This is a genomic window from Enterobacter sp. T2, from assembly GCF_010692925.1.
Taxonomy (GTDB): domain Bacteria; phylum Pseudomonadota; class Gammaproteobacteria; order Enterobacterales; family Enterobacteriaceae; genus Enterobacter; species Enterobacter kobei.
Genome location: NZ_CP048736.1, coordinates 1526736 through 1544336 on the forward strand (window position 1 = coordinate 1526736; position 17601 = coordinate 1544336).

Here is a 17601-nt window from a genome sequence, read left to right on the forward strand (position 1 = left end):
AATTTTTTCGGCGGTGGAAGAGAAGGACGTCTCTTTGCGCTCAGTGTATCGTAAAGGATATAAGCTACACGGAATTTGGGCTTGTATCTTTTTATGGAGGAATACAAAGCAGCAAAACGTTTTTTTGTCTCGGTTGTCAGGTTAGTTAAATACGCATTACGCGAAACACGCCATGTTCTCAAGGAAGGCATGGGTATTAACGTTACGAATAAATTTATCAGGAAATAAAAATGAATTTTATGAAGCCTAAATATCTGGCGCTCTTTATTGCGGCGGCAACCAGCTCCGCATTCGCAGCGGCACCAGGCGCACCGTCCATTGGTTCCGGCAATGACAAATTTGCGCTGGTTGAAGTGGATCAGGCCGCTCAGGATTATAACAGTCTGGTTAAAGTCCATAATGACGGCGTAGATGTCAAAGTCGAGTGGAACGTCTGGAGCGGCGATGCGCCAACTTCAGCCAAAGTGCTGTTGGACGGTAAAACCGTGTGGACCGGTGCCGGCGGCGCGGCAGGTTCCGCAACGTTCAAAGTGAAAAAAGGCGGACGTTATCAGGAGCAGGTTGAAGTCTGTAACAACAGCGGCTGTACGAAAAGCGCCAGCAAGCTGATCATCGTTGCGGATACCGACGGTAGCCATCTGCTGCCGCTGAACACGACAATGCACGAGAACAACAAATCCTTCGCGCAGCATACCGATAAAGTGGTTGCGGCCTACTTCCCTGAGTGGGGCGTTTACGACCGTAACTTCCCGGTTGACAAAATTCCTGCTGCGAACCTCAACCACATTCTGTATGGCTTTATTCCAATCTGTGGCGGTGACGGCATCAACGACGGCCTGAAAACCGTAGAAGGCGGCAACAGCTACGGCGTGCTGCAGCGCGACTGCCAGGGACGTCCTGACTTTACCGTGGCGATCCACGACCCGTGGGCTGCCCTGCAAAAACCGCAGGCTGGCGTGTCCAACTGGGACGACCCGTACAAAGGTAACTTTGGTCAGCTGATGGCGCTGAAAAAAGCGCATCCGGACCTGAAAGTACTGCCATCTATCGGTGGCTGGACCCTGTCCGATCCGTTCTTCCACATGGGCGATCCGGCTATCCGCGCACGCTTTGTCTCCTCTGTTAAAGATTTCCTGCAGACCTGGAAATTCTTCGACGGTGTGGATATCGACTGGGAATTCCCGGGCGGCGGCGGTGTGACCGAGACGAAAGGCAACCCGCAGCAGGATAAAGCGACCTATACGGCGCTGATGCACGATCTGCGCGCGATGCTGAACGAGCTGTCTGCCCAGACTGGCCGTACCTATGAGCTGACCAGCGCAATCGGTGCCGGTAAAGATAAGATTGAAGACGTGGACTACACCACTGCTCAGCAGTACCTCGACCACATCTTCCTGATGAGCTACGACTTCTACGGCGGCTGGAGCAACACCGAGCTGGGCCACCAGGCTGCGCTGCATGCGCCAGCATGGCGACCAGACACCAACTACACCACGGAAAACGGGGTTGATGCCCTGCTGCAGCAAGGAGTACAGCCTGGCAAGATCGTGGTCGGTGCGGGCATGTATGGCCGCGGCTGGACGGGTGTACACGGCTACACCGGTAACAATCCATTCACCGGTACCGCGACCGGTATGGTGAGAGGTACCTGGGAACCGGGCGTGGTTGACTATCGTCAGATCGTCAACGAGTACAAAGGCAAACCAGGCTGGGAATACGGCTACGACGCGGATGCAGAAGCGCCATACGTGTTCAACAAAACGACGGGTGACCTGATCACCTATGAAGACGCGCGTTCTACTGCTGCAAAAGGCAAATACGTGCTTCAGAAAAACCTGGGTGGTCTGTTCGCATGGTCTATTGACTCCGATACCGGCGACATCCTGAACGCCATGAACGAAAGCCTGCTGGGTGGCGGCTCTACGCCGGTTGATCCTGTTGTGACCAACCATGCGCCAATCGCCTCTTCTGCAGACCAGAACGTTTCTGGCCCGGCAACCGTTACGCTCGATGGTTCCGCGTCCAGCGATCCAGACGGCGATGCGATTACCTACAAATGGACTCAGGTTTCTGGCCCATCGGTCACCCTGACCAACAGCACCAAAGCGAAAGCGACGTTCAACGTTGCAGCTGCGACCAGCGATCAGACCATGGTATTCCGCCTGACGGTTACCGACGCTAAAGGCCTGAGCAACGCGATTGACGTGCAGGTTGTTAACAAGGCGCCGAAGGCTAACCAGGCACCGGTTGTGAACCCAATGGAAGCGGTGACGCTGCAGGCGGGTGAAACCTATGTTGTGCATGCGCAGGCTGCGGATCCAGACGGTGATAACCTGACCTATACCTGGAGCGTTCCGGCAGATATGCACGCGACCGGTACTGACACCGCGAACGTGACCATCACTGCGCCAGAAGTGGCTTCTACCTCTTCCTACACCCTGAGTGTGGTGGTAGGCGATGGTAAAACCAGCGTGCAGTCTAACGTCCAGGTAACGGTTAATCCGAAACCAGCCGACGTGACGCCGCCAGCTGATGATGTGACTCCGCCGTCTGACGACGTTACACCACCTGCTGATGACGTGACTCCGCCATCTGACGAAGGCACTGCAACCGGCAGCTGCGACGCACCGGTTGACGCCAACGCCGGCAACTACGCCGCGTGGGATTCCAGCAAAATCTACAACACTGGCGATACCGTAAGCTTCGACCATCTGGTGTGGAAAGCGAAGTACTGGACTCAGGGCAACCAGCCTGGCTTCGGCGTGGACGCATGGGAACTTGCGAGCAACGTGAAGATGAACTGGCGTTCTGATCTGGTGTACAACGGCGGCGAAACCACTACTTACCAGGGCAACGTTTACCGTGCCAAATGGTGGACCCGTGGTGACAACCCAGCGAACAGCGATGTATGGGTCAAAGAAGGCCCAGCGACAGATTGCCAATAATCTGAGCTGATAAAGACTCCCCCCGTATAAGGGGGGAGTAAATCAAAAATGATTTTACAGGATGTTGTTAAGGAGAAATAAACGAAACGGTCAGCAGGTAAAAATGAAAAAGTTAATTTTTTTATTATTGATTATCAGCCAAAGCGCGCTGGCAAACTGTTGGGATAAAGCGGCACATTATTATCACGTCGATCCTTATTTACTGTACGCCATTGCCAATGTGGAGTCGGGAATGAACCCGTATGCGGTCGGCAGAAACCATGACGGTACGCGTGACGTGGGGTTGATGCAAATTAACAGCTCACATTTTTCGGCACTGGAGAGCAGGGGGATAGATGAATATCGGCTAATAACCGAACCCTGTACCTCGATTATGGTTGGCGCATCGATTTTATCCAGCATGATTAAAGTGTATGGCTATAACTGGGAGGCGGTCGGCGCCTATAACGCCGGATTAAAGAAAGAGAATTATCCGCAACGCATGATATACGCCCACAAAGTGTGGAAAAAATATCAGGAACTGAAAGCGACAGCAAACGAATGAGTTTTTTATTTTTGAAGAATTCCTGAGGGTGTTCTTCGAAAAGAGAAAACAGCTGTCTGCGGTTTATTTATTAACGGATTAATACATAAGCCTGGATTGTTATTATTTAACTTAAATAAACAGGAATAGTGAAATGAACAAAAGGACGTTACTGAGTGTTCTCGTTGCCGACGCATGCGTAGCACCGTTTATGGCGCAGGCTGCCTCGCTGCAAGCGACCACCAGTGAACCATACACCATGAACGCCAGCGATCTGGCGAAGAAAGAGAAAGAGCTGACCAGCTTCCCGCTGATGGATGCCGTAAAGGAAACCATTAAGACGCTGGACAACGCCCAGGTTGAACTGATTGAACCTGGTCGTGCGGCGAACCCGGAGAACGTGAAACGCGTGGAAGGGATCGTGAAAGCCAGCGACTGGGAATATCTCTTCCCGCTGCGCGCGCAGGCGTACACCTACAGCAACTTCCTGAAAGCGGTTGGTAAATTCCCGGCGCTGTGTAAGACCTACAATGACGGTCGCGACAGTGACGCTATCTGCCGTAAAGAGCTGGCAACCATGTTTGCGCACTTTGCTCAGGAAACGGGCGGTCACGAAAGCTGGCGTCCGGAAGCCGAATGGCGTCAGGCCCTGGTTCACGTGCGTGAGATGGGCTGGAGCGAAGGCCAGAAGGGCGGCTATAACGGCGAATGTAACCCGGACGTCTGGCAGGGTCAGACCTGGCCGTGCGGTAAAGATAAAGACGGCGACTTCCTGAGCTACTTCGGTCGCGGTGCGAAGCAGTTGTCCTACAACTACAACTACGGCCCGTTCTCTGAAGCGATGTACGGTGACGTGCGTACGCTGCTCGACAAACCTGAGCTGGTGGCGGATACCTGGCTGAACCTGGCGAGTGCGATCTTCTTCTTCGCCTATCCACAGCCGCCTAAACCAAGCATGCTGCAGGTTATCGACGGTACATGGCAGCCGAACGATCACGATAAAGCCAACGGCCTGGTCCCTGGCTTCGGCGTGACCACTCAGATCATCAACGGTGGCGTTGAGTGCGGTGGTCCAACTGAAATTGCACAGTCTGAAAACCGTATCAAGTACTACAAAGAGTTCGCGAACTACCTGAAGGTCCCTGTTCCGGCGAACGAAGTGCTGGGCTGCGCGAACATGAAGCAGTTCGACGAAGGCGGTGCTGGCGCGCTGAAGATTTACTGGGAGCAGGACTGGGGATGGAGCGCGGATACGCCAAGCGGTGCAACCTACTCTTGCCAGCTCGTCGGCTACCAGACGCCGTTCAGCGCGTTCAAAGAGGGTGATTACAGCAAGTGCGTGCAGAAGTTCTTTAACGTGAACATCGTTAACGATGACGGTTCCGTTACGCCGGATGAAACCCCGGTAACGCCAACGCCTACGCCGTCAGAAGACGAAACGCCGGCGCCAGCGCCAGTTCCGGATGAAACCCCGGCTGAACCTGCTGTGGTGAACCACGCGCCAGTGGCGCATATCGCGGGTCCAATTGGTGCAGTTGACGCTGGTGCGCAGGTTTCACTGAGCGCGGAAGGCTCTACTGATGAAGACGGCAACGCGCTGACCTACACCTGGCGTTCCCAGGACGGCCAGACCGTAACCGGTCAGGATAAAGCGGTAGTGAACTTCAAGGCGCCTGAATCGGCAACGGCTCAGCAAATTGAAATCAGCCTGACCGTGAGCGACGGTGAGTTGAGCAGCACGACCTCTTATCTGCTGAACGTGAAAGCCAAAGCAGCACCGTCTCAGGACGAAGGTACGTCTGGCGATTACGCGGCGTGGAGCGCGAACAGCAAGTACAAGGCAGGCGATATCGTGAACAACCACGGTAAACTGTTCCAGTGCAAACCGTTCCCGTACAGCGGCTGGTGTAACAACGCCCCGGCATACTATGAACCGGGCGCTGGTCTGGCATGGTCTGATGCCTGGACAGCTCTGTAAAAGCAAACGGCAACCGAAAGGTTGCCGTTTTAGTTTTTGCACCCTCTCCAGCGGTACGGTGCAGTTGTAGACCCGGTAAGGCGAAGCCGCCACCGGGCAACAGGCTAGCGGTGCAGTTTCCCGTGATCCCGTAACCACGCCGCCGTGCGCATAATCCCTTCATCCAGCGTCACCACCGGCCGATACCCCAGTTCGTTCTCTGCCCGTGAAATATCCAGCGTGAAATCAAAGTTGAGTTTTGAGACACCGTAATGCGTCAGCGCAGGTTCTTTGGCCGCTTTACTGCCAAATCGCTCCATGCTGCGGGCAATCATGTCAAGCATGGGGTAGGGGACAGAACGGATGCGGCAGTCGATCTGCAGTTCATCAATCAGCCGCTGCACAATGCTGCGTAGCGTACAGGGTTCGCCGTTGGTGATATTATAGGCGCGACCAGAGATCAGCTTATCGCAGTCCGGCTGGCTGGCCAGCCACATGGCGTGGACGGCGTTTTCGTAATAGGTCATATCCACCAGCGCATCGCCACCGCGTGGCAGCAGCACGCTGCCGTAGTGATGCATCATCTGCGCCAGGCGCGGAATAAACACTTTGTCGTGCGGTCCGAACAGGCTCTGCGGACGCAGTACCGTAAAGCGGGTGTGCGGGTTCGACTGCGCCAGCAGGTCGATCACCTCTTCACTGGCCGCCTTGCTGCGCGCAAATTCACAGGCAAAGCGTGCCGGACGGAAATCTTCCTGCACATCGCGATGGTGGTGATAGTCGAAATAGAGCGACGGGGAGGAGATATGAATAAAGTTACGTACCCCCCAGGCAACGGCCCATTCGCCCAGACGGCGGGTGGCCCGCACGTTGGCGAGATCGAAGGCTTCCTGGGTCCCCCACGGAGAGGTAAAACTGGAGCAGTGCCACAGCGTATCGATTCCGGCGAGCATCACCTTCGCCTGCGAGGAGACCAGCTCCGTCAGGTCGGCATGGACGAACTCTGCGCCCATTTTTTGCAGCAGTTTTCCCATCGCCTCGTTGCGACCGGTAGCCCTGACGCTAATGCCCTTGTTGCGCAGAAATTCGACCGCATTTCGGCCTAAGCCGCTGGTCGCCCCGGTAACCAGTACCTTCATATCAATCCACTGTGTTGAAAAAGAATTTCGTGCGCATTCTTTCGTGAATTACGGCGCTATGCAATGGGAAAGGTGAAAGAAAAAGCGTTTTAATGAGTTATTTTCGTTTTTTGTTCTGCCAGTTGCGCAATTCGTTTCGCCATTCCCCGGAAGATAAAAAGATGGGCGGGGATCATGAACAGCCAGTAAAAAAGGCCCGGCATCCCGTGCGGGTGCCACCAGGCGCGGACGTCCAGTTCCCGGCGATCGCCTTTATCCTTGAGGGTGAAGCAGAGTCGCCCCAGCCCCGGCGCTTTCATACCGAACAACAACGCCAGCTGCTTTTCCGGCTCGACAATGATCACTTTCCAGCTGTCCACCGCGTCGCCCACCTCAAGATACGGTCGCGCCGGGCGACCTTTCGCCAGCCTGTGCCCCACCAGCAGATCCATTGTCCCCCGCGTTTGCCAGAGGAGATTGCCGAAGAAATAACGTTCTTTGCCGCCAATTTGGTTCACCACTTCCCACAGCGCCTCAAGGCTGGCAGAGGTTTTTACCGTGCAGCCCGCCTGTTTCGGGTAATAACCGTACTCCGGCCGCCAGCGGGCAAAGGCCTGCGCGTCATAACCCCAGTCGCTGGAGTTCACCAGCTGCTCTTCTTCTTTCAGCGTATTGCGTACCGCGTCGTCAAACCGGATCAGATCCTGAGGGATTAAGGCGCGCAGCTCGCGATCGTCCGCCAGCAGATCGTGTTTTAGCCCCTGAATCAGCGCCTTGGCGGTGGTCGGCGGCACGGAGGTGATCACATTTAAAAACCAGACTGAGATCCAGCGGGTCGGGAAGGGGATGGGGATCAGCCAGCGGCGGCGTCCGCTGACGCGCATGAAATGTTCGAACTGCTGCTGATAGCTCAGCACTTCAGGGCCTGCTGCTTCAAGCACCCGGTGTTGCTCCGCCGGGTGATCGAGCAATGCCACCAGATAGTGGAGCAAGTTCTCCAGCGCAATCGGCGTGGTGCGCGAGCGGACCCAGCGCGGCGGCGTCAGTACCGGCAGGTTGTAGACCATATCGCGCATCACTTCAAAAGCGGCTGAGCCCGCGCCGACGATGATCCCTGCGCGCAGTTCGGTGACGGGGATATTCGCCCCGCGCAGAGTGTCCGCCGTCAGCTGGCGCGCGCGCAGGTGATCGGACTGCTCGCTCTCAGGCGCCTGGAGCGAACTTAAAAAAATCACCTGCTTCACCGGCGTTTGCAGCAGGGCATCGCGGACGTTCAACGCCACCTGTCGCTCGTGGGCGATAAAATCGCCGCCTTCGCCCATGCTATGGACCAGGTAGTAAAGCGTGTCGACCCCTTCCAGCAGCGCGGGAAGCGTCTTCGGCCAGTTGAGGTCAACGTTGTGGCAGGTGACGCCCGGCAACGCCAGCTTTTGCAGGCGGTCGGTGTTGCGTGCCGCTGCCAGCACCTGATGTCCCCGCTGGCTCAACGCCGTGGTGAGATGCTGACCGATATACCCGCTGGCGCCCAGCACCAGAATGCGTTGCGGCACGTGAGGCTCCTTAGCGCTGTAAAAACGCCTGCCAGTGTTTCACCACCTCTGCCAGCTGTTCGCGGTTCACGTCGAGGTGCATGACCAGACGCACTACCGGAGAGGCGTTGATCAGCACGCCGCGCGCTTTCATAAATTCGCCCAGCGCAGCAGCATGTTCGTCGCCCACGCGAATGAACAGCATGTTGGTGTCGTGGCGCATCACGTCCGCACCGATCTCGCGCAGCTGTGTGGCCATCCATGCGGCGTTATCGTGATCGTCTTTCAGGCGCGCCACGTTATTTTTGAGAGCATACAGACCCGCCGCCGCCAGAATACCCGCCTGGCGCATGCCGCCGCCGGTCATCTTACGCCAGCGATTGGCGCGCTTGATGTAATCCGCATTGCCGACCAGCAGGGAACCCACCGGCGTACCCAGCCCTTTGGAGAGGCAAATGGTGAACGAGTCGCAATATTGCGTAATTTCTTTCAGCTCGCAGCCGTACGTCACTACGGCGTTAAAAATGCGCGCACCGTCAACGTGCAGGCCGAGCTTGCGCTCGCGGGTGAAGTCCCACGCCGCTTTCAGGTACTCGCGCGGCAGCACTTTTCCGTTGTGGGTATTTTCCAGACTGAGCAGTTTCGTGCGGGCGAAATGAATATCGTCGGCTTTGATTTTTGCCGCGACCTTATCGAGCGGGAGTGTACCGTCCGGCGCGGCGTCAATCGGCTGCGGCTGGATGCTGCCAAGCACCGCCGCACCGCCGGCTTCGTAGAGATAGTTATGCGCGCCCTGGCCGACAATATACTCTTCGCCGCGCTCGCAGTGGCTGAGCAGCGCCACGAGGTTCGCCTGCGTGCCGGTCGGCAGGAACAGCGCGGCCTCCTTGCCACTCAGCTCTGCCGCATAGCGCTGTAACGCGTTGACCGTCGGGTCATCGCCGTAGACGTCGTCCCCGACCGGGGCGGCCATCATCTCTTCGAGCATGGCACGGCTCGGGCGGGTAACGGTATCACTACGCAAATCAATCATTTCACATCCCTTTATTTTAAGAGGTCACGTGAAATGTTTTACCTGAGCCAGTTGGTTTTTGCCAGTTCGATCACTTCATCACCTCGGCCGCTGATGATGGCGCGCAGCATATAGAGGCTAAAACCTTTCGCCTGTTCCAGCTTGATTTGCGGTGGAATAGCCAGCTCTTCTTTGGCGACTACCACATCCACCAGCACCGGACCGTCGATAGAAAAGGCGCGCTGCAGGGCTTCATCCACGTCAGACGCTTTTTCCACGCGAATACCGGTGATACCGCACGCCTCGGCAATACGCGCGAAGTTGGTGTCATGCAGTTCGGTACCGTCCGTCAGATAACCACCGGCCTTCATCTCCATCGCCACAAAGCCCAGTACGCTGTTGTTGAAGACCACGATTTTGAGCGGCAGCTTCATCTGTACCACGGAGAGAAAATCACCCATGAGCATGCTAAACCCGCCGTCGCCGCACATGGCCACCACCTGACGTTCCGGTGCCGTCGCTTTTGCGCCCAGCGCCTGCGGCATGGCGTTGGCCATCGAGCCGTGGTTGAACGAACCCAGCAGGCGGCGTTTGCCGTTCATCTTCAGGTAGCGTGCTGCCCAGACGGTTGGCGTGCCGACGTCGCAGGTAAAAATGGCGTCGTCGTCAGCGAAATGGCTGATCTGCTGTGCCAGGTACTGCGGGTGGATGGCTTTGTCGCTTGGTTTGGCGAGATCGTCCAGCCCCTTACGGGCATCGCGGTAGTCACTGAGGGCTTTATCAAGAAACGCGCGATCCGTTTTCTCCTCGAGCAGCGGCAGCAGGGCGGCCAGCGTGGATTTGATATCGCCCACCAGCGCCATATCTACCTTGCTGTGCGCGCCGATGCTGGCCGGATTGATATCGATCTGAATGATTTTGGCATCCGTCGGGTAAAACGCGCGGTAAGGGAACTGGGTACCGAGTAAAATCAGCGTGTCGGCGTTCATCATGGTGTGGAACCCGCTGGAGAAACCGATCAGCCCGGTCATTCCCACATCGTAGGGGTTGTCGTACTCGACGTGCTCTTTGCCGCGCAGGGCGTGAACAATGGGGGCTTTTAGCTTACCCGCGAATTCAAGTAGCTCCTTGTGCGCGCCCGCGCAGCCGCTACCGCACATCAGGGCAATATTGCTGGAGTAACGCAGCAGCTGCGCCAGCTTTTTCAGCTCTTCTTCCGCAGGCGTCACCACAGGCTGCGGGGCGTGATACCAGTGGGTGCTGGCCCCTTCTGGTGCGGCCTTAAGGGCCACATCACCCGGGATAACGACCACCGACACGCCGCGGTTCAGCACCGCCTTGCGCATGGCGATTGCCAGAACCTGCGGGATCTGCTCCGGGGATGAAACCAGTTCGCAATAGTGGCTGCATTCACGGAACAGCTCCTGCGGATGCGTCTCCTGAAAATAGCCGCTACCGATTTCGGAAGAGGGGATATGGGCGGCAATCGCCAGCACCGGCACGTGGTTACGGTGGCAGTCAAACAGACCGTTGATCAGATGCAGGTTACCTGGCCCGCACGAGCCTGCACACACGGCCAGTTCACCGGTGAGCTGCGCTTCGGCTCCCGCGGCAAATGCGGCGACCTCTTCATGGCGGGTCGGCATCCATTCAATGGTTTTCATTTTGTTAAGGCTGTCGCTCAGTCCGTTCAGGGAATCGCCGGTTACGCCCCAGATACGTTTCACGCCAGCCTGTTCCAGGGTTTTCGCTATATATGCAGCCACGGTTTGTTTCATGGGTGTCCTTCTCCTTTTTGTGATATCGCTTACAAGCTTAGAAGAAAGTCGCTGTATTGCCTGCTCAATACCCCTCAATTAACAGGGTTTCCTTGCGCGATAATTCGGCATAATCTGGTGCTGACTCAGGTGAAAACAGGAATCATTTCAAATGGTTAAATCATTGTTAATTGCTGTTAATGAAAAGCTATCGTGCGACGATCTTGGCAAACTCTTGTTACGACTTGCCGTCGGTGGGTTGATGCTCTTTCACGGTTTGCACAAGTTATTCGGCGGCGTGGGCTTTATCAGCGGCATGCTGGTGGAAAAAGGGTTACCGGGGTTTATCGCCTATGGCGTGTTGATTGGCGAAGTGGTGGCACCGATGTTGATTATTGTCGGCCTCTTTACGCGCCCGGCCGCGCTGATGCTGGCGTTTACGATGATTGTGGCATGGCTGATGGTAGGAATGGGTGAAACGTTCGCCCTCGATAAGGTTGGGGCATGGGCGATTGAAAGCCTGGTGTACTTCTTTATTGGCTCGCTGGCGGTGGCATTTTTAGGGGCAGGGCGGTTTGCGCTGGGGAAAGCACCGGCGTGGCGTTGAGGTTTGGGCTCTGGTATGAAGGAAAGGGTCTATGGACCCTTTTTTATTGGCTGTTTGTAACTTATTGATTTTATTGTGCTGAAATGTATGTGAAGAAAAAAGGGATCGAGACGATTTTTTAGGTTATTTCTTTATCTGACAAAGTGATAGGTGTAGATTGTTCCAGTTCACTGCCGTACAGGCAGCTTAGAAAGAAAAGAGTTATGTCACGATGATTAAGAGTCGGTTCACTGCCGTACAGGCAGCTTAGAAAATCGCCGGGGCCGACTGCGTCATCGTCTGCTCGTTCACTGCCGTACAGGCAGCTTAGAAATCATGACGTGAAGGTGGTTTGTTGCCGTGTTGTGTTCACTGCCGTACAGGCAGCTTAGAAAGTTATGACCACTACTGGCCCACTCTTGCCCATCGTTCACTGCCGTACAGGCAGCTTAGAAAGATGACGATGAAGCGGATGCAGGCGGCGCAGCGTTCACTGCCGTACAGGCAGCTTAGAAAAGGGCGCACACGAAGAGAAGTGATTTCATGTTGTTCACTGCCGTACAGGCAGCTTAGAAAGCCGCCAGCGATAGTTGAGATGCCAGCGTTTAGTTCACTGCCGTACAGGCAGCTTAGAAATTTTTTTACGTAAAAAATCACGTAAGGAGTAAGTTCACTGCCGTACAGGCAGCTTAGAAAGCCGGGAACATCCGTCCGTGCGTAGGGTTCATGTTCACTGCCGTACAGGCAGCTTAGAAAGTATTCGAGATCGGCGTCGTAGCTCATAGCGCGTTCACTGCCGTACAGGCAGCTTAGAAACACGGTTCTATTCAAGCTGCGCAAGTTCCCCAGTTCACTGCCGTACAGGCAGCTTAGAAAAAAGTGAACTATGATCCAAATAGTATTAAACGGTTCACTGCCGTACAGGCAGCTTAGAAACACTCGCGAGAATGAGCAAGGCGGCAGTCTATGTTCACTGCCGTACAGGCAGCTTAGAAAATTGTTCCGATCATGGACAATATGAAATTAGAGTTCACTGCCGTACAGGCAGCTTAGAAATAAAACGTGCGAAAGAATATTTCCTTATAACCGTTCACTGCCGTACAGGCAGCTTAGAAAATACTCCGACTCCACCAGGTTGAACCACCATAGTTCACTGCCGTACAGGCAGCTTAGAAAGAACCACGGATGGATAAGCTCGCCCGGGCCGGGTTCACTGCCGTACAGGCAGCTTAGAAAGGAATACTTTCAGGATTCGAGCCGGGGATCCTGTTCACTGCCGTACAGGCAGCTTAGAAAGGTATCTTTCCGCGCACCACGTCGCGGGCGTAGTTCACTGCCGTACAGGCAGCTTAGAAAGTCTTTTGCCCGCATATGCGCGTTTTTATAATGTTCACTGCCATACACGCAGCAACCACATGTAGTTCGGCACAAACACTGTGCCGCCTGATTATAAGCCCGGTGGCGCTAGCGCTTACCGGGCCTACGACGATCCAGCCCCTACAAGGTAGGCCGGGTAAACGCAGTGCCACCCGGCAAAAACGGGGCACCGCGTCAGATTATGCGAGGACCAGATCCCCCTGCGGATGGCATGAGCACGCCAGCACGTAACCTTCGGCAATTTCCGCGTCGGAGAGCGTCATGGTACTGGTGACAGTGTATTCACCTGAAACCACTTTCGTCTTACAGCAACCGCATACGCCCGCACGGCAGGCGGCCACTACCGGCACCTTATTGCTTTCGAGTGCCTCCAGCAAAGTCGTTCCCACGCGGCCAAAGAAGGTCTGCGCAGGCTGTAGCTTAGTAAACTGAATCCCGCTGGTTGCCGCCTCCGCTACCGGCGTGAAGAATTGCTCCTTGAAGAAGCGGGTCACGCCAAGCGCCTTCACTTCTTTCTCGACGATATCCATGTAAGGCGCCGGGCCGCAGGTCATCACGGTACGGTGCGCAATATCCGGCACGCTTTGCAGCAGCTCGCGGCTCAGACGACCGGGCACAAAACCGTGGACCGCATTGTGTTCTGCCACCAGTGTTACCGGATAATTACGCCACTCCTCGGCAAAAATAACATCTTCCGGAGAGCGAACGCTAAAGATCACCTGCACGTCGGCCTGCGGACGGTTTTTCGCCAGCCAGCGGCGCATGGACATAATCGGCGTGACGCCACAGCCCGCCGCCAGCAGCAGGAATTTATCTTCCGCCTTGTCGTTACAGGTGAAATCGCCCTGGGCGTCTGACAGCCAGATATAGTCTCCGCGCTTAACGTCACGGGTCAGCCACTGCGAGCCGGCACCGTCATCAATACGGCGAATGGTAAGCGTGATGTATTCGCTCACGCCCGGCGTTGAGGAGATCGTGTAGGCACGCAGGGTGTCCGCCGAATGGCGGACACTGACCAGCGCATACTGACCGGCACGGTACGGATAGTAATCGTGGCAAATCAGTGAGAGCGTCCACACATCCGGCGTCTCCTGGTGGATGTGATGAACCTGCATCTGCCACGGACATTGTGAGGTTGGCATGGTCATGAATAACTCCTTACGCGCTCAGCAGCTGCTTCATATCATCTTCAACGTTGGTGACGGAGCGCAGGCCGAATTTTTCGTTCAGCACGGCCAGCAGGTCCGGCGTCAGGAAGCCTGGCGCGGTCGGGCCGGTCACGATGTTGGTCACGCCCAGAGAGAGCAGGGTCAGCAGGATGACGATCGCTTTCTGCTCAAACCACGAAAGCACCAGCGACAGCGGCAGGTCGTTCACGCCACAGCCCAGTTTCTCCGCCAGGGTAACCGCCAGAATAATGGCCGAGTAAGCATCGTTACACTGGCCCGCATCGATCAGGCGCGGCAGACCTTCGATATTGCCGAAGTCCAGCTTGTTGAAACGGTATTTACCGCACGCCAGGGTCAGGATCAGGCAATCGTCCGGTACGCTGGTGGCGAAATCGGTGAAGTAGTTACGCTCACCGCGCGCGCCGTCGCAGCCGCCGACGAGGAAGATGTGGCGCAGCTTTTCACGGCTGACGAGATCGATCAGCGAATCTGCGGCGCCGAGCAGGGTTTCTCGGCCGAAGCCGACGGTGATCAGATGCGGAATTTCGCTGTACGGGAAGCCCGCCATTTGCTGCGCTTGGGCAATAACCGGACCGAAATCGTCGCCTTCGAGGTGGCTCACGCCCGGCCAGCCGACGATGCTGCGGGTCCAGATGCGGTCGTCATACGCGCCCACGGTAGGGTCGATGATGCAGTTAGAGGTCATCACGATAGGGCCAGGGAAGCGGGCGAACTCCAACTGCTGGTTCTGCCAGCCGCTGCCGTAGTTACCGATCAGATGTTTGAATTTACGCAGCTCCGGGTAGCCGTGTGCAGGCAGCATTTCGCCGTGAGTATAAACGTTGACGCCAGTGCCTTCAGTCTGCTTCAGCAGGTTGTAGAGATCTTTCAGGTCATGACCGGAGATCAGGATACATTTACCCTCGGTCGCCTTCACGTTGACCTGCGTTGGCGTCGGGTGGCCGTAGGTGCTGGTTTCACCGGCATCCAGAATGCTCATCACGCGGAAGTTCATCTGGCCGATTTCCATTGAGCACTCAAGCAGGGCGTTCATATCGGCAGGCCAGGTACCCAGCCACGCCATGATTTTGTGGTACTGCGCGTAGATATCGTTGTCGTACTGACCGAGAACGTGCGCGTGCTCCATATACGCCGCTGCGCCTTTCAGACCGTACAGGCACAGCAGGCGCAGGCCGAGAATGTTCTCGCCAATCGCCGCTTTGTCTTTATTCGGGGTAAAGTCTGCCGCCTGACGCTGGAGGTCGCCCAGGTCATCACTCGCCAGCTGGAGTTCTGACATCGGGTTGTCCACGCGAGCGTTAGCATCAGCGTTCAGGCACTGCGCTTTCAGCGCTTCACGCAGGGCGATAGCTTCACGGGCATAGCCGACGATGCGAGGGGAATCAAAGTTAACGTTGGTCAGCGTAGAGAAGAATGCGCGCGGCGCGAAGCTGTCGACATAGTGGTCGACGATGCCGTATTCGCGGGCTTTGAATGCCCATGCGGAAAGGCCTTGCAGGGCAGCAATCAGCAGGTCCTGCAGGTCTGATGTTTCTGCGGTTTTGCCGCACATACCCTGCGCGTAAGAGCAGCCATTGCCTGCCGGGGTACGGATGGTTTGTTCACATTGCACACAAAACATAATCACACCTGTTAAAGTTATATTTGATATACATGTTTAAGATTATGCCTGTGCCAGAACGGTGAAAAGCGCTTTCTGCTACAAAATAGAGGGAGATTGATTTAGCGCAATTTTGGCGGCAGGCACCCTACCGCCAAAGAAGTATCAGGCAGAAAAGAAAGCCATCAGAATGGGAACCAGCAAACTCAAAATAAAGCCGTGCACGATGGCTGCGGGCACCATTTCCAGCCCGCCTGAGCGCTGAAGCACCGGCAGGGTAAAGTCCATCGACGTCGCGCCGCACAGACCCAGTGCGGTAGAGCGACTGCGGCGAACCAGCCCCGGGATCAGCATAATGGCAATCAGCTCACGCGCCAGATCGTTAAAGAAGGCGGCGCTGCCGATCACCGGACCGAATGATTCAGTCAGCAGAATACCGGAAAGGGAGTACCAGCCAAATCCGGAGGCCATTGCCAGGCCGGTTTTCAGCGGCAGATCGAGAATAAAAGCATTAATCACACCCGCCACCATTGAGCTGGCGACAACCATTACGGCAATAATCATTCCCCGACGGTTGAGGACAATCTGTTTCAGGGTCATGCCGTTATTTCGCAGCTGGATACCAATCAGGAACAGCAGGAAGATCAGGGTATATTCACTGGCTTCTGTCGCGTGCTGTAAAAATGCCCATCCGGTGAGACCCAGAAGAAAACCGAGCACCACGACGCCGCAGAGTTTTAATGACTCAAGTGCCATCGCAATACGGGAGGGCAGCTTTTCCTGGTGGTGATGGTTTTTCCAGGGAATAGTGCGTTCCAGCCACAGCAGTGCGGCAATATTGCACAGCAAAATAACCGTAACCGTGACGGCTGAATAATGCAAAATGGAGAGTAAATTCGCGGACAGGTTATCCAGGAAGGCCAGGCTGATCCCCATAAAGAAAAGAATGAGGTAAACAATCCCGCTGAGAAAACGGTTGATAAGCCGTAATGCGGATTCCTGACGCAGCGGAATAAGGTAGCCCGCAATCAGGGGCAGCAGAATAATGAGGAGTCCTGAAAACATGAACAGCCGGTCCTTTTGAGTGTCTGTTGAGCGCCAGAGACACTACCCAATAAAGGCTATTCAGTAAAGCGGCAAAAGAAAGCCGGGTGGCGGCTACGCCTTACCCGGCTTGTATGTGCGGTCTGTTGCCATCACCCCGTCCCTCTCCCACGGGGAGAGGGAGGGAAAGATTAATCGCGTTTTTCCAGCAGGGTGCGATACAGCACGCCGCCCAGAATACCGCCGATAATTGGCATCACCCAGAACAGCCACAGCTGCTCAAGCGCCCAGCCGCCCTGGAAGATGGCGACGGCGGTACTGCGTGCCGGGTTAACGGAGGTGTTGGTGACCGGAATTGAAATCAGGTGGATAAGCGTCAGCGCCAGACCAATAGCAATCGGGGCAAAGCCAGCAGGCGCGTGTTTGTCGGTGGCGCCGTGGATCACCAGCAGGAAGCCCGCGGTCAGCACTATTTCAATCACGATGGCAGACAGCATGGAGTAACCGCCCGGCGAGTGCTCGCCAAAGCCGTTTGAGGCGAAGCCGCTGGCGGCCGCGTCAAAGCCGGCCTTACCGCTGGCAATAACGTACAGAACGCCAGCCGCAATAATACCGCCCACCACCTGCGCCACGATGTAGCCAATGACGTCTTTAGCGGGGAAACGACCGCCCGCCTATAAACCTAACGTCACAGCCGGGTTAAAATGACCACCCGAAATATGCCCCACGGCGAAGGCCATGGTTAATACGGTTAAGCCAAACGCCAGCGCGACGCCGACAAAACCAATGCCTAATTCCGGGAACGCTGCTGCCAGAACGGCGCTACCGCAGCCACCAAATACCAGCCAGAATGTACCAAAACATTCTGCAGCCAATTTTCTAAACATAACCACCTCAAATAATTTCCGCGCGCTTTCCCGCGGGCGGGATATATCGCCATAAAGGGATGACGACTCAAAGAGC

The 17601-nt window shown here is 55.8% G+C and carries 11 protein-coding genes, 1 pseudogene and 1 CRISPR repeat array; of the genes and pseudogenes, 4 read left to right on the forward strand and 8 right to left on the reverse strand.

What is annotated here, in order from left to right; genetic code table 11:
• Positions 1 to 230 precede the first annotated feature (230 nt).
• The 3 genes from G0034_RS07250 to G0034_RS07260 all read left to right on the forward strand — a co-directional run bounded on the left by G0034_RS07250 (position 231) and on the right by G0034_RS07260 (position 5446).
• On the forward strand, positions 231 to 2945 hold the full coding sequence (locus G0034_RS07250) for a glycosyl hydrolase family 18 protein (protein WP_045134883.1): 2715 nt from the start codon (positions 231 to 233) through the stop codon (positions 2943 to 2945).
• Between the two features lie 103 nt (positions 2946 to 3048).
• On the forward strand, positions 3049 to 3489 hold the full coding sequence (gene iagB, locus G0034_RS07255) for a type III secretion system invasion protein IagB (protein WP_014883183.1): 441 nt from the start codon (positions 3049 to 3051) through the stop codon (positions 3487 to 3489).
• A gap of 133 nt (positions 3490 to 3622) precedes the next feature.
• On the forward strand, positions 3623 to 5446 hold the full coding sequence (locus G0034_RS07260) for a glycoside hydrolase family 19 protein (protein WP_179120669.1): 1824 nt from the start codon (positions 3623 to 3625) through the stop codon (positions 5444 to 5446).
• A 104-nt stretch (positions 5447 to 5550) separates the two neighbouring features.
• On the opposite strand, the gene G0034_RS07265 is transcribed toward G0034_RS07260, so the two are convergent.
• The 4 genes from G0034_RS07265 to poxB form a co-directional block, all read right to left on the reverse strand.
• Positions 5551 to 6564 carry a 3-beta-hydroxysteroid dehydrogenase gene (locus G0034_RS07265; protein ID WP_023338198.1) on the reverse strand — a complete coding sequence of 338 codons (1014 nt, stop codon included), beginning with the start codon at positions 6562 to 6564 and terminating at the stop codon, positions 5551 to 5553.
• An 89-nt stretch (positions 6565 to 6653) separates the two neighbouring features.
• The gene (locus tag G0034_RS07270) at positions 6654 to 8093 is read right to left on the reverse strand and encodes an SDR family oxidoreductase (RefSeq protein ID WP_179120670.1); all 1440 of its coding nucleotides are present in this window, start codon (positions 8091 to 8093) and stop codon (positions 6654 to 6656) included.
• 10 nt (positions 8094 to 8103) lie between these two features.
• The gene (gene ltaE, locus G0034_RS07275) at positions 8104 to 9105 is read right to left on the reverse strand and encodes a low-specificity L-threonine aldolase (RefSeq protein WP_014883187.1); all 1002 of its coding nucleotides are present in this window, start codon (positions 9103 to 9105) and stop codon (positions 8104 to 8106) included.
• Positions 9106 to 9143: 38 nt separating this feature from the next.
• Entirely contained in the window at positions 9144 to 10862 is a 1719-nt protein-coding gene (gene poxB, locus G0034_RS07280) for a ubiquinone-dependent pyruvate dehydrogenase (protein WP_050861602.1), read from the reverse strand.
• Between the two features lie 151 nt (positions 10863 to 11013).
• Here poxB and G0034_RS07285 point away from each other — a divergent pair, with 151 nt between their 5' ends.
• Positions 11014 to 11448 (forward strand): DoxX family protein, encoded by a 435-nt coding sequence (locus G0034_RS07285; protein ID WP_023338201.1) that lies wholly within the window; start codon positions 11014 to 11016, stop codon positions 11446 to 11448.
• 165 nt (positions 11449 to 11613) lie between these two features.
• A CRISPR array of direct repeats spans positions 11614 to 12783; the repeat unit is 28 nt; unit sequence GTTCACTGCCGTACAGGCAGCTTAGAAA.
• Between the two features lie 200 nt (positions 12784 to 12983).
• Here G0034_RS07285 and hcr read toward each other — a convergent pair.
• The 4 genes and pseudogenes from hcr to aqpZ all read right to left on the reverse strand — a co-directional run bounded on the left by hcr (position 12984) and on the right by aqpZ (position 17525).
• Positions 12984 to 13952: an NADH oxidoreductase gene (gene hcr / locus G0034_RS07290; RefSeq protein WP_179120671.1), complete on the reverse strand. Its 969-nt coding sequence runs from the start codon at positions 13950 to 13952 to the stop codon at positions 12984 to 12986.
• Between the two features lie 10 nt (positions 13953 to 13962).
• A complete protein-coding gene (gene hcp, locus G0034_RS07295) occupies positions 13963 to 15615 on the reverse strand; it encodes a hydroxylamine reductase (protein ID WP_179120672.1) in 1653 nt (550 codons plus the stop codon).
• Between the two features lie 144 nt (positions 15616 to 15759).
• Complete coding sequence (locus G0034_RS07300; protein WP_032637084.1) at positions 15760 to 16659, reverse strand: LysO family transporter; 900 nt, start codon at positions 16657 to 16659, stop codon at positions 15760 to 15762.
• A 170-nt stretch (positions 16660 to 16829) separates the two neighbouring features.
• Positions 16830 to 17525 (reverse strand): annotated as a pseudogene (aqpZ, locus tag G0034_RS07305) (aquaporin Z).
• Positions 17526 to 17601: the final 76 nt, after the last annotated feature.

What these genes read in the sequence shown, in the direction of transcription:
- G0034_RS07300 (WP_032637084.1), bottom strand. Translation starts at nt 16,659, where the DNA reads ATGTTTTCAGGACTCCTCATTATTCTGCTGCCCCTGATTGCGGGCTAC.
- G0034_RS07260 (WP_179120669.1), top strand. Translation starts at nt 3,623, where the DNA reads ATGAACAAAAGGACGTTACTGAGTGTTCTCGTTGCCGACGCATGCGTA.
- G0034_RS07265 (WP_023338198.1), bottom strand. Translation starts at nt 6,564, where the DNA reads ATGAAGGTACTGGTTACCGGGGCGACCAGCGGCTTAGGCCGAAATGCG.
- poxB (WP_050861602.1), bottom strand. Translation starts at nt 10,862, where the DNA reads ATGAAACAAACCGTGGCTGCATATATAGCGAAAACCCTGGAACAGGCT.
- hcp (WP_179120672.1), bottom strand. Translation starts at nt 15,615, where the DNA reads ATGTTTTGTGTGCAATGTGAACAAACCATCCGTACCCCGGCAGGCAAT.
- iagB (WP_014883183.1), top strand. Translation starts at nt 3,049, where the DNA reads ATGAAAAAGTTAATTTTTTTATTATTGATTATCAGCCAAAGCGCGCTG.
- G0034_RS07285 (WP_023338201.1), top strand. Translation starts at nt 11,014, where the DNA reads ATGGTTAAATCATTGTTAATTGCTGTTAATGAAAAGCTATCGTGCGAC.
- ltaE (WP_014883187.1), bottom strand. Translation starts at nt 9,105, where the DNA reads ATGATTGATTTGCGTAGTGATACCGTTACCCGCCCGAGCCGTGCCATG.
- hcr (WP_179120671.1), bottom strand. Translation starts at nt 13,952, where the DNA reads ATGACCATGCCAACCTCACAATGTCCGTGGCAGATGCAGGTTCATCAC.
- G0034_RS07250 (WP_045134883.1), top strand. Translation starts at nt 231, where the DNA reads ATGAATTTTATGAAGCCTAAATATCTGGCGCTCTTTATTGCGGCGGCA.